Here is a 12299-nt window from a genome sequence, read left to right on the forward strand (position 1 = left end):
CATCAGCATTCGATGATGTTGACCGCCAGGCCGCCGCGGGCGGTTTCCTTGTATTTGCTCTTCATGTCGGCACCGGTCTGGCGCATGGTGCGGATCACCTTGTCGAGGGAGACGAAGTGCTGGCCATCACCGCGCAGGGCCATGCGTGCGGCGTTGATCGCCTTCACCGAGCCCATGGCGTTGCGTTCGATGCACGGCACCTGAACCAGGCCGCCGATCGGGTCGCAGGTCAGGCCGAGGTTGTGCTCCATGCCGATCTCGGCGGCGTTCTCCACCTGCGCCACCGTGCCGCCGAGGACTTCGCACAGGGCGCCGGCCGCCATCGAACAGGCCACGCCGACCTCACCCTGGCAGCCGACTTCGGCGCCGGAAATCGAGGCGTTCTCCTTGTAGAGGATGCCGATGGCGGCGGCGGTGAGCAGGAAGCGCACCACCGCGTCGTCGTTGGCCCCGGAGATGAAGCGCATGTAGTAGTGCAACACCGCCGGCACGATGCCGGCCGCGCCGTTGGTCGGTGCGGTGACCACGCGGCCGCCGCTGGCGTTCTCCTCGTTGACCGCCAGGGCGTAGAGGTTGACCCAGTCGAGCACGCTGAGCGAGTCGCGCAGCGCGGCTTCCGGGTTCTTGCACAGCTGACGGTAAAGCGCGGCGGCGCGGCGTTTGACTTTCAGGCCGCCGGGCATGATGCCCTCGTGGTGGCAGCCAGCTTCCACGCAATCCTGCATCACCTGCCAGATCTTCAGCAGGCCGGCGCGGGTTTCCGCTTCCGGGCGCCAGGCCGTCTCATTGGCCAGCATCAGCTGGCTGATCGACAGGTCATGTTCGGCGCAGTGGGCCAGCAGCTGCTTGCCGGTGGTGAAGGGGTAGGTCAGCGGGGTGCGGTCTTCGACGATACGGTCGGCGCCGGCCGCCTCCTCATCGACCACGAAACCGCCACCCACCGAGTAGTACTCGCGCGCCCGGATCTGCAGGCCGGCGTCGTCGAAGGCGCGGAAGATCATGCCGTTGGGGTGATACGGCAGGGGTTTCCTGATCATCGCCAGGTGTTCTTTCTCGACGAAGCGGATGGCTTTCTCGCCGAGCAGATTGAGTACGCCGGCTTTGCGCATCGCTGCCAGGCGCGGCTCGATGGTGGTGGTGTCGACGCTGTCCGGCAGCTCGCCCTCGAGGCCGAGCAGCACGGCCTTATCGCTGCCGTGGCCCTTGCCGGTGGCACCGAGCGAGCCATACAGCTCGACCTTAAGCGATGCGGTGCTGTTGAGCAGGTCGTCGCGGCGCAGGCCTTCGGCGAAGCGTGCGGCGGCGAGCATCGGCCCGACCGTGTGCGAGCTGGAGGGACCGATGCCGATTTTGAACAGGTCGAAAACGCTGAGTGACATGCTGAGCTCCTGCTTCTGGTCCAGCTGACGGTCAGGGGGCATAGTCACGCCTGACTGTCAGCATAAGAAGCCTGTGTATTTATTCAGCGTAGACCGGGAAGGTGGCGCACAGGTCGGCGACCTGACCACGAACCCGTTCGATCACGCTGGGGTTGTCCAGCTCGGCGAGGATGTCGCAGATCCAGCCGGCCAGTTCGCGGCACTCGCCTTCCTTGAAGCCGCGGCTGGTGACTGCCGGGGTGCCGATGCGCAGGCCCGAGGTGACGAAGGGCGACTGCGGGTCATTCGGCACGGCGTTCTTGTTCACCGTGATGTGCGCGGCGCCCAGCGCTGCGTCTGCGGCCTTGCCGGTCAGGCCCTGCTTGATCAGGCTGAGCAGGAACAGGTGGTTGTCGGTGCCGCCGGAGACCACGTCGTAGCCGCGGCCGATGAACACTTGCGCCATGGCCTGGGCGTTCTTGATCACCTGCGCCTGGTACTGCTTGAAGCTCGGCTCCAGGGCTTCCTTGAAGCACACTGCCTTGGCGGCGATCACGTGCATCAGCGGGCCGCCCTGGGCACCGGGGAACACCGCGGAATTGAGCTTCTTCTCGATTTCGGGATTGCTCTTGGCCAGGATCAGGCCGCCGCGCGGACCGCGCAGGGTCTTGTGGGTGGTGGTGGTGACCACGTCGGCGTAGGGCAGCGGATTCGGGTAGAGACCGGCGGCGACCAGGCCGGCGACGTGGGCCATGTCGACGAACAGCAAGGCACCGACCTGGTCGGCGATGGCGCGGAAACGCGGGAAGTCCAGGGTTTTCGAATAGGCGGAGAAACCGGCGACGATCATCTTCGGCTGGTGTTCGACGGCCAGGCGCTCGACCTCGTCGTAATCGATCAGGCCATCGCCATCGATGCCGTACTGCACGGCGTTGTACAGCTTGCCGGAGGAGCTGACCTTGGCGCCGTGGGTCAGGTGACCGCCATGCGCCAGGCTCATGCCGAGGATGGTGTCGCCGGCATTGATCAAGGCCAGGTACACCGCGCTGTTGGCCGAGGAGCCGGAGTGCGGCTGGACGTTGGCGTAGTCGGCACCGAACAGTTGCTTGGCGCGGTCGATGGCCAGCTGCTCGACCACGTCGACGTGCTCGCAGCCACCGTAGTAGCGCTTGCCCGGATAGCCTTCGGCGTACTTGTTGGTCAGGCCAGTGCCCTGGGCCTGCATCACCGCCGGGCTGGTGTAGTTTTCCGAGGCGATCAGTTCGATATGGTCTTCCTGGCGGCGCTCTTCCGCCGCGATGGCGAGGGCCAGGGCCGGGTCGTAGTCGTTCAGGGTCAGGCTTTTGGAGAACATCGAGGGTGTCCTTTAAGAGGGGCGCGACCGTGGACCGGTCGCGCCAAGTAAGGGCTTGGGGTTAGCGCTGCAGCACTTCGATGCCGCGCACGCCGGCGTCACGGGCGAAGTGGTCACGGGTCAGCTTGACCACGATCGGGCTGAGCAGCAGCAGCGACAGCAGGTTAGGGATGGCCATCAACCCGTTGAGGGTGTCGGCCAGCAGCCAGGCGAAGTCCAGTTGGGCGACGGCGCCGAAGGGTACGGCCAGGACCCAGATGATGCGGAACGGCATGATCGCCTTGGTGCCCATCATGAACTCCCAGCACTTCTCACCGAAGTAGCTCCAGCCGAGGATGGTGGTGAAGGCGAAGACCACCAGGGCGACACTCAACAACGCGCCGCCGTAGCCGGGCATGGCCGATTCGAAGGCCGCCGCCGAGAGGGCCGCGCCGCTGACGCCGCTGGTCCACACGCCGGAGGCGATGATCGCCAGGCCGGTCATGGTGCAGATGACGATGGTGTCGATGAAGGTCCCGAGCATGCCGATCATCCCCGAACGCACCGGGCTGCTGGTGGTGCCGGCGGCCTGGGCGATACCCGCGGTGCCGAGGCCCGCTTCGTTGGAGAAGATGCCACGCGCCACACCGAAACGGATGGCCGCCATGACCGCTGCACCGGCAAAACCACCGACCGCGGCCACCGGCGAGAAGGCATGGGTGAAGATCAGCGCGAAGGCGCCCGGAATGGCGTCGGCGTGTACCACCAGCACTACTATGGCGGCGACGATATAGGCCACGCACATGAACGGCACCAGGGTCGCGGCGACTTTACCGATACGCTTGATACCGCCGAGGATCACCATACCGACCAGCAGCATGCTGACCAGGCCGGTCAGCCACAGCGGGATGGCGAAGGTGGTTTCCAGGGCATGCGCCATGCTGTTGACCTGGACCATGTTGCCGATGCCGAAACCGGCGAAACCGCCGAAGATGGCGAACGCGGTGCCGAGCCACAGCCACTTCTTGCCCAGGCCGTTCTTGATCGCGTACATCGGCCCGCCGACGTGCTCGCCGCGGTCGTCGGTCTCGCGGTAGTGCACCGCCAGCACCACTTCGCAGTACTTGGTGGCCATGCCGACCAAGGCGGTGCACCACATCCAGAACAGCGCACCGGGGCCGCCGAGGAAGATGGCGGTGGCCACACCGGCGATATTGCCGGTACCCACGGTGGCCGCCAGGCAGGTCATCAGCGCCTGAAACGGGCTGATTTCGCCGCTGGCCTCATCGTCTTTCTTGCGCCCTTGCCACATCAGGGCGAAACCCGCACCGATCTTCGACAAAGGCATGAGTTTCAGGCGCAGCATGAGGAACAGACCGGTGCCGAGGATCAGCGCCAGCATGGGCGGCCCCCATACCAGTCCGTTGAGTTGATTGGTCAGGTTGGTGATGAATTCCATGTAGAGCACCTCTTTCTTGTTGTAAGTGCACAGGGGTGACCCGTGCCGGATAAGGGCTGTCTGCGGTTTTGCCGCGATGGGATTTCTAAATCGCTAAGGGTTCGCGCATGGGCGCAATGAAGTTGTTGCAAGGAGGCGGCATGCACCATGGGTTTGCCGACACAAGAAACTTGCCGCCCCCTGCAAACACGTTGGCGGTCGCCGATAAGGCGCAGCGACCTTTGTCCCGTAGCCCGGAGGTAATCCGGGGATTGCCGTTAAACGCTCCCGGATTGCATCCGGGCTAAGGGTGGAGCCGTTACGCCTCCTGGTAGGCCTCGATGGACGGGCAGGCGCACACCAGGTTGCGGTCGCCGAACACGTTGTCGACCCGGCCGACCGGTGGCCAGTACTTGGCCTCGATCAATGACGCCACTGGGTAGACCGCCTGTTCGCGGCTGTAGCTGTGGCTCCACTCACCGACCAGCTCGGCCGCGGTGTGCGGCGCGTGCTTCAGCGGGTTGTCCTCGGGGTCCAGTTCACCGCGTTCCACCGCGTGGATTTCCGCGCGGATGGCGATCATGGCGTCGCAGAAGCGGTCCAGCTCTTCCTTGGATTCGCTTTCGGTCGGCTCGATCATCAGGGTGCCGGCGACCGGGAAGGACATGGTCGGGGCGTGGAAACCGAAGTCGATCAGGCGCTTGGCCACGTCGTCGACGCTGATGCCACTGGTTTCTTTCAGTGGACGCAGGTCGAGGATGCACTCATGCGCGACCAGGCTGTTGCTGCCGGTGTAGAGCACTGGGTAGTGTTCTTCCAGGCGGCGAGCGATGTAGTTGGCATTGAGGATCGCCAGCTGCGAGGCACGCTTGAGGCCCTGGCCGCCCATCATGGTGATGTACATCCAGGTGATCGGCAGGATGCTGGCGCTGCCGAACGGTGCCGCGCTGACCGCACCTTCCTTGCGCGCCATCTTCTCGTGGCCGGGCAGGAAGGGGATCAGGTGCGCCTTGACGCCGATCGGGCCGACGCCAGGACCGCCACCGCCGTGGGGGATGCAGAAGGTCTTGTGCAGGTTCAGGTGCGACACGTCGCCGCCGAACTGACCCGGTGCGCAGAGGCCGACCATGGCGTTCATGTTGGCGCCGTCGATGTACACCTGGCCGCCGTTGTCGTGGACGATCTGGCAGATTTCGCGGATGCCTTCCTCGAACACGCCGTGGGTCGAGGGGTAGGTGATCATCAGCGCGGCGAGGCGCTCCTTGTGTTCCTCGGCCTTGGCGCGCAGGTCGTCGATGTCGACGTTGCCGCGTGCGTCGCAGGCGGTCACCACCACGCGCATGCCAGCCATGCTGGCGGTGGCCGGGTTGGTGCCGTGGGCCGATTGCGGAATCAGGCAGATGTCGCGCTGATCGTCGCCGCGGCTGCGGTGATAGGCGCGGATCGCCAGCAGACCGGCGTACTCGCCCTGGGAGCCGGCGTTCGGCTGCAACGACATGCCGTCGTAGCCGGTGGCGGCGCAGAGCATGGCCTCCAGCTCAGTGGTCAGCTGGGTGTAACCCTGGCTCTGCTCGGCCGGGGCGAAGGGGTGCAGGTTGCCGAACTCGGCCCAGGTCACCGGAATCATCTCGCTGGCGGCGTTGAGCTTCATGGTGCAGGAACCGAGCGGAATCATGCTGCGGTCCAGCGCCAGGTCCTTGTCGGCCAGCTTGCGCAGGTAGCGCATCAGCTCGGTTTCCGAGTGATAGCGGTTGAATACCGGGTGCGTCAGGATCGCCGACTGGCGCAGCAATGCCTGCGGCAGTTGGCTGGCGACAGTGGCGGCCAGCTCGGCGAAGTCCGGCAGGCTCTGGCCCGGCTCGGCGAAGACTTGCCACAGACGCTCGACCGCGGCCTGGTTGGTGGTTTCGTCCAGCGACAGGCCGAGGCGCTCGCCATCGATCTCACGCAGGTTGATGCTCATGGCACGGGCTTGCTGGTGCAGTTGCGCGGTGCGCACGCCGGTGGCCAGGCTCAGGGTGTCGAAGAAGCTCTGTTGCTCGACGACCAGGCCCAGCTTGGCCAGGCCCTGGGCGAGGATCGCGGTCAGCTGGTGCACGCGCTTGGCGATGCGGGTCAGGCCCTGTGGGCCGTGGTACACGGCGTACATGCTAGCGATGTTGGCCAGCAGCACCTGCGCGGTGCAGATGTTGCTGGTGGCCTTCTCGCGGCGGATGTGTTGCTCGCGGGTCTGCATGGCCAGGCGCAGGGCCGGCTTGCCGAAGCGATCGACCGAGACGCCGACCAGGCGGCCCGGCATGTCGCGCTTGAACGCGTCGCGGGTGGCGAAGTAGGCGGCGTGCGGGCCGCCGAAACCCAGCGGCACACCGAAGCGCTGGGCGCTGCCCAGGGCCACGTCGGCACCGAATTCGCCGGGCGGCGTGAGCAGGGTCAGGGCCAGCAGATCGGCCGCTACGGCAACCAGCGCCTTGGCGGCGTGGAAGCGCTCGACCAGTTCGCGGTAGTCGAAGATGTCGCCATTGCTCGCCGGGTATTGCAGCAGGGCGCCGAAGTAGGCGCTGGCATCGCTGATCTCGCGCTCATCGCCGATCACCACTTCGATACCCAGCGGCTCGGCGCGGGTGCGCAGCACGTCGAGGGTCTGCGGGTGGCAATGCTGCGAGGCGAAGAAGGCGTTGCTGGCCTTGTTCTTCGACAGGCGCTTGCAGAAGGTCATGGCTTCGGCGGCGGCGGTGGCCTCGTCGAGCAGGGAAGCGTTGGTGATCGGCAGGCCGGACAGGTCGCTGATCAGGGTCTGGAAGTTCAGCAGGGCTTCCAGGCGACCCTGGGAAATTTCCGGCTGGTAAGGCGTGTAGGCGGTGTACCAGGCCGGGTTTTCCAGCAGGTTGCGTAGGATCGGGCTCGGCGTGTGGGTGCCGTAGTAACCCTGGCCGATATGGGTGCTGAACTGCTGGTTCTTCACCGCGATGGCCTTGATCTTGGCCAGGGCGTCGGCTTCGCTGAGACCCGCCGACAGCTCGAGCACGCTGCTGCCCTTGATGCTCTCGGGGATCACGCTGGCGATCAGCGCGTCGAGCGAGTCAAAGCCGAGCTGTTCGAGCATGCTGGCGGTATCGGCCTCACGCGGGCCGATATGCCGGGGGATGAATTCGTTGGCGGTGCCCAGATCGATTGCTTCAGTCATGCCGGCTACCTCAGGCGTCGTCGTTGGCTTTCAGCAGGCGGTCGTAGCCGGCCTGGTCGAGCAGGGCGGCCACGGCAGCCGCGTCGGTTGGACGGAAACGGAAGAACCAGCCCTTGCCCAGCGGGTCTTCGTTGACCAGCTCGGGGCTGCCGTCCAGCTCGGCATTCACTTCGACGATCTCGCCTGCCAGGGGCATGGCGATGTTGCTGGCGGCTTTGACCGATTCCAGCACCGCGACTTCGTCGCCCTCGCCATAGGTCTGCGGCTCCGGCAGTTGCACGAACACCACATCACCCAAGGCTTCCTGGGCATAAGCAGTGATGCCGACTGTGACCAAGCCATCTGCGTCCTGGCGCAGCCATTCGTGATCAACGGTAAAACGCAACTCGCTCATGTGAACTCCTCAAGTAGGGGACTCGCCCGATTCTCGTGCGGGCGATGATCAAGGTGCTCGTGCCAGGCAGCGAGCGCTTTGGGGGAAAGCGTTAGCAAGGGCGGTGCCATTGTTTATTTATCCAATAAAATCAATAACTTATATAAATACAGGGAAGGCATCGCAAGGATCGTTGTATTGAATTCGATACGATGCTGGGAAATGTGGCCGTTGAGTGTCTCGTAAAGCCCGTGGTGTCGCGGGTTGGCTGCTCTGTGTCGCTTTCGTGTGGCTTTCGTTACGCCGTATCGATTTCGATACGTTGGGGGTGGCCCGCGGTGCCCCCGTTGCGTGGGAATGCACTGTGGCAGGGTCAGCGGTTGCTATGGTGTCACGCGGCTCTGTCCCGAGCAGCTGCACACCCACGTGTTCCCACCGCCTGGGGCTGGCTGCGCACCGGCTTGGTCGGCTGCGGGGTTGTGCGCAGCGCGCTGTGGATGGCACCGAAGGGCGATTGAATGGCTATTGTCGGTTCAGCTCGGCGGGGGTGAACCAACGCTAGTCGGCCTCGCTCAAGTCTTGCCGATGCAGGGTGGCGGACCACAGCCGCAAGCGAGACTGTTGCTTCGGGTAACGCGCGGCGCGCTGCAGCACGCCGCTATAGCGGTAGCCTCGCCCTATATTGCGCGTCGCAACACTTCGGCCACCGCATCGGCATTGCCGCATTGCCGCGTAGCCGCTCGACGCGGCACGCCGCTGTCGGCGGATAGGTTGGTGAGTAGCTGTTCCTCGCCGAGCCGGTTGCCCATCAGCCAGCCAGTGTTGCGGCCTTAGGCGTCAAAACCAGCGTCTCGGTCTCGCCGATGGCGATGCGCAGTTCGGGGGCTTGGCGTTTCAGCTGGTAGGCGATCCACGAGCCGGTGTAACTGGCGCCAACGATCGCCACGTTGATCTCCAGGCTGCCCTGCGGTGCCGTGGGCGCTACCTGTGGTGGCGCGGCCTAGTCGAGTCGAGCCATCTATAACGCCAAGCGCCGGACGGGCCGGCATCGGTTCACTCCTCAAGCCTCGGAGCGCGTCAGCCTACCCCAGGTAAACCGCGTCGTAGTGGGCCTGCAGACGGCGCGGCAAGTGCGTCGACAAGGGATCGCGGTGATCTGTCACGGAGTATTCATCCACTCAATAGTAGGTCATTGGGCCGGCTCATACAGCGGCGGGAAAGCGCCAGCCCAGCAGGGGATTCACTCTTTAGGCTGACAGGGTAAATACCTCTTTCGGGCGCTTATCCACCGGAGGGCGACTGGTTAGCTTGGGGGCCTCAACACGAAACCATGCTTTTCCAGGAGAGCCGCATGACAACAAGAACAACACATGCCGTCTTCCAGCCTTGCGCGCTGGCCATTGCCGTCGCCTTGGGCTGTGTCGCGCCGGTCCAGGCCATTACTTTCAATGTCGGCGAACTCGAGGGGCAGTTCGACTCTTCGTTGTCGATTGGGGCCAGCTGGTCGGTGCGCGGAGCGGATCCAGATTTTGTCGGAATACGTAATGGCGGCCAGGCAGCGTCGCAGACTCAAGACGATGGCCGTCTGAACTTCAAGAAGGGCGAGACCTTCTCGAAGATTTTCAAGGGTATCCATGACCTCGAACTGAAGTACGGCGATACCGGTGCCTTTATCCGCGGCAAATACTGGTATGACTTCGAGACCAAGGACGAGCATCGGTTGTTGTATGACATCGACGATCACAACCGCAAAGAGGCGGCTCAGGCTTCCGGCGCGCAGATTCTCGACGCCTTTGTCTACCACAACTACAGCGTCGCCGATAAGCCGGGCAGCGTGCGGGTCGGCAAGCAGGTGGTCAGCTGGGGTGAGAGTACCTTCATCCAGAACTCGATCAACTCGATCAACCCGGTCGACGCCGCGGCTTTCCGCCGTCCAGGCGCGGAGATCAAGGAAGGCCTGATTCCGGTCAACATGCTCTACCTGTCGCAGAGCTTGACCGACACCGTCAGCATGGAGGCCTTCTATCAGCTGGAATGGGATCAGACCGTCATCGACAACTGTGGCACCTTCTTCGCCGGTGGCGACACCGCCGCCGATGGTTGCGACGATCGCCTGGTAGTGGCCGGTGCCGACGTCGCCCCCGGAGTGTCGAACAACACCGGTGCGCCGGGCAATCCCGTCTTTATTCCGCGCGCCGGCGACCGCGACGCCAGGGACAGCGGTCAGTTCGGCGTGGCCATGCGCTGGTTCGCCGAGTCGCTGAACGACACCGAGTTCGGCCTCTACGCGCTCAACTACCATAGCCGCACGCCAAGCGGCAGTTTTCTCCGCAGCACCAATGGTGCTCCGCAAAATGCTCGCTATTTCCTCGAATACCCGGAGGACATTCGCCTCTACGGCCTGAGCTTCCAGACCAACGTCGGCGGTACCGCGCTGTCCGGTGAGGTCAGTTATCGGCCGAACATGCCGATCTCGATCAACTCCACCGATCTCACCTTCGCCTCCCTGGCAGTACCTTTCTCGCCAGTCTTTACCAGCGGCCATGCACGCAACGTCGCGGGTGAGGAAATCAAGGGTTATGTGCGCAAGCCCGTCACTCAGGCTCAGATTACCGCGATCCAGTTCTTCGATCGGGTGCTGGGCGCCAGCCGCCTGACTCTGGTCGGCGAAGTTGGTTATAACCACGTCAGCGGTATTGACAACGACGTTGGCGAGTTGCGTTTCGGTCGCGATCCGGTCTTCGGCATCGGTGAAGTCGCCAATAACGCAGTGTGTCGGGGGGCGCTCAACACCGCCAAACCGGATGAGTGTAACGACAAGGGTTTCTTCACCAGCAGTTCGTGGGGCTACCGTGCACGTGCCAGTGCCGAATACCCCAACGTGATCGCCGGTATCAACCTGACGCCGAGCGTCGCCTGGTCGCATGACGTCGATGGTTATGGACCAAACTTCAACGAAGGCAGCAAGGCGATCAGCGTTGGCCTCAACGCCGACTACCAGAACACCTATAACGCCAGCCTCAGCTACACCGACTTCTTCGGCGGTGAATACACCACCAACACCGACCGCGACTTCGTCGCCCTTAGTTTCGGTATGAATTTCTGATCAACGACGCGCAAAGGATCCGTACACGATGAAAACCACAAGAATCCTGCAAACCGGTGCGCTGGCGCTGACGCTGTTGGCTAGCAGTGTGATGGCCGCGGTCTCCGAACAAGAGGCGGCGCAACTGGGCACCACCCTGACTCCGCTCGGTGCGGAGAAGGCCGGCAACGCCGACGGCAGCATCCCGGCCTGGGACGGCGGTCTGCCGGCCAACGCCGGTGCGGTCGATGACAAGGGCTTCCTCGCCGACCCGTTCGGCAGTGAACAGCCGCTGTTCACCATCACCGCGGCGAATGCCGACCAGTACAAGGACAAACTGTCTCCGGGCCAGTTGGCGATGCTCAAGCGTTACAGCGACAGTTACAAGATCCCGGTCTATCCGACCCATCGCAGCGCCGCGGTGCCCGATGAGATCTATGCCGCAGCGAAACGCAGCGCCCTGAATACCACCAGTGTCGACGGTGGCAACGGTCTGCAGAACTTCAGCGACAGTCACTACTACGCCTTCCCGATTCCGAAGAGCGGGGTCGAGGTGGTGTGGAACCACATCACCCGTTACCGCGGCGGTAACGTCAAGCGCTATATCACCCAGGCCACGCCGCAGACCAACGGCTCCTACAGCCTGGTCAAGTTCGAGGACGAGATTGCGTTCCCCGCCGACATGCCTGACGTCGACCCGGCCAAGGCGAGCAACATCCTGCTCTACTTCAAGCAACGGGTAACCGCACCTTCGCGCCTGGCAGGCAACGTGCTGCTGGTCCACGAGACCATCGATCAGGTCAAGGAGCCGCGCCTGGCGTGGATTTACAACGCCGGTCAGCGCCGCGTACGGCGTGCCCCTCAGGTGGCCTACGACGGCCCGGGTACCGCTTCCGACGGCATGCGCACCGCGGACAACTTCGACCTGTTCTCCGGCGCACCGGATCGCTACGAGTGGAAGCTGGTGGGCAAGAAGGAGATGTACATCCCCTACAACAGCTACAAGCTGGACTCGCCTAAGTTGGCATACGACGATGTGCTCAAAGCCGGCCACATCAACCAGGACCTGACCCGTTACGAGTTGCACCGGGTGTGGGAAGTCGAGGCTACGCTGAAGTCGGGTGAGCGGCACATCTATGCCAAGCGCCACATGTACTTCGACGAGGACAGCTGGCAGTTGGCCCTGGTCGACCACTACGACGGTCGCGGCCAGTTGTGGCGCGTGGCCGAAGGGCATGCCCAGCAGTACTACAACCATGAAATGACGGGCTATACCCTGGAAGCCCTCTACGACATCGTCGCGGGTCGCTACCTGGCCCTGGGCATGAAGAACGAGGAGAAGAGCTCCTACGTGTTCGGCTTCAAGGCCAGCGCCGCCGACTATACCCCTGCGGCCCTGCGCTCCTCTGGCGTGCGTTGAGGCATAGGCGAATCATCGTTGCTCCCTAATTGGGCGGCCTTCGGGCCGCCTTTTTTATTGGCCATTATCAGGGGTTGTGATACAGCTATCGAATGACCGCATTGGCGG

General features: G+C 63.8%; 8 protein-coding genes. 2 read left to right on the forward strand and 6 right to left on the reverse strand.

Annotation, left to right across the window (positions count from 1 at the left end):
• Positions 1-2: 2 nt before the first annotated feature.
• The 6 genes from FBY03_RS19415 to FBY03_RS22990 all read right to left on the reverse strand — a co-directional run bounded on the left by FBY03_RS19415 (position 3) and on the right by FBY03_RS22990 (position 8632).
• Positions 3-1379, reverse strand: coding sequence for an L-serine ammonia-lyase (locus tag FBY03_RS19415; RefSeq protein ID WP_147173998.1), 1377 nt, complete (start codon positions 1377-1379; stop codon positions 3-5).
• A gap of 79 nt (positions 1380-1458) precedes the next feature.
• A complete protein-coding gene (glyA, locus tag FBY03_RS19420) occupies positions 1459-2712 on the reverse strand; it encodes a serine hydroxymethyltransferase (protein ID WP_147173999.1) in 1254 nt (417 codons plus the stop codon).
• A 61-nt stretch (positions 2713-2773) separates the two neighbouring features.
• A complete protein-coding gene (locus FBY03_RS19425; RefSeq protein ID WP_147174000.1) occupies positions 2774-4150 on the reverse strand; it encodes a sodium:alanine symporter family protein in 1377 nt (458 codons plus the stop codon).
• A gap of 298 nt (positions 4151-4448) precedes the next feature.
• Entirely contained in the window at positions 4449-7313 is a 2865-nt protein-coding gene (gene gcvP, locus FBY03_RS19430) for an aminomethyl-transferring glycine dehydrogenase (protein ID WP_147174001.1), read from the reverse strand.
• A 10-nt stretch (positions 7314-7323) separates the two neighbouring features.
• The gene (gene gcvH, locus FBY03_RS19435) at positions 7324-7707 is read right to left on the reverse strand and encodes a glycine cleavage system protein GcvH (protein ID WP_025164870.1); all 384 of its coding nucleotides are present in this window, start codon (positions 7705-7707) and stop codon (positions 7324-7326) included.
• Between the two features lie 787 nt (positions 7708-8494).
• Complete coding sequence (locus FBY03_RS22990; protein ID WP_156088621.1) at positions 8495-8632, reverse strand: hypothetical protein; 138 nt, start codon at positions 8630-8632, stop codon at positions 8495-8497.
• A 405-nt stretch (positions 8633-9037) separates the two neighbouring features.
• Between FBY03_RS22990 and FBY03_RS19440 the strand changes: the two genes are divergently transcribed.
• Positions 9038-10792 carry a DUF1302 domain-containing protein gene (locus FBY03_RS19440; protein WP_147174002.1) on the forward strand — a complete coding sequence of 585 codons (1755 nt, stop codon included), beginning with the start codon at positions 9038-9040 and terminating at the stop codon, positions 10790-10792.
• Positions 10793-10820: 28 nt separating this feature from the next.
• Positions 10821-12191 (forward strand): DUF1329 domain-containing protein, encoded by a 1371-nt coding sequence (locus tag FBY03_RS19445; RefSeq protein WP_147174003.1) that lies wholly within the window; start codon positions 10821-10823, stop codon positions 12189-12191.
• Positions 12192-12299 lie beyond the last annotated feature (108 nt).

Origin of the sequence: Pseudomonas sp. SJZ079, assembly GCF_007993865.1 — a bacterium.
In the GTDB taxonomy this organism is placed as follows: domain Bacteria; phylum Pseudomonadota; class Gammaproteobacteria; order Pseudomonadales; family Pseudomonadaceae; genus Aquipseudomonas.

Excerpts from the sequence above, each read along its gene's own strand:
- FBY03_RS19415 (WP_147173998.1), bottom strand. The coding sequence starts at position 1,379 with ATGTCACTCAGCGTTTTCGACCTGTTCAAAATCGGCATCGGTCCCTCC.
- glyA (WP_147173999.1), bottom strand. The coding sequence starts at position 2,712 with ATGTTCTCCAAAAGCCTGACCCTGAACGACTACGACCCGGCCCTGGCC.
- FBY03_RS19425 (WP_147174000.1), bottom strand. The coding sequence starts at position 4,150 with ATGGAATTCATCACCAACCTGACCAATCAACTCAACGGACTGGTATGG.
- gcvP (WP_147174001.1), bottom strand. The coding sequence starts at position 7,313 with ATGACTGAAGCAATCGATCTGGGCACCGCCAACGAATTCATCCCCCGG.
- gcvH (WP_025164870.1), bottom strand. The coding sequence starts at position 7,707 with ATGAGCGAGTTGCGTTTTACCGTTGATCACGAATGGCTGCGCCAGGAC.
- FBY03_RS19440 (WP_147174002.1), top strand. The coding sequence starts at position 9,038 with ATGACAACAAGAACAACACATGCCGTCTTCCAGCCTTGCGCGCTGGCC.
- FBY03_RS19445 (WP_147174003.1), top strand. The coding sequence starts at position 10,821 with ATGAAAACCACAAGAATCCTGCAAACCGGTGCGCTGGCGCTGACGCTG.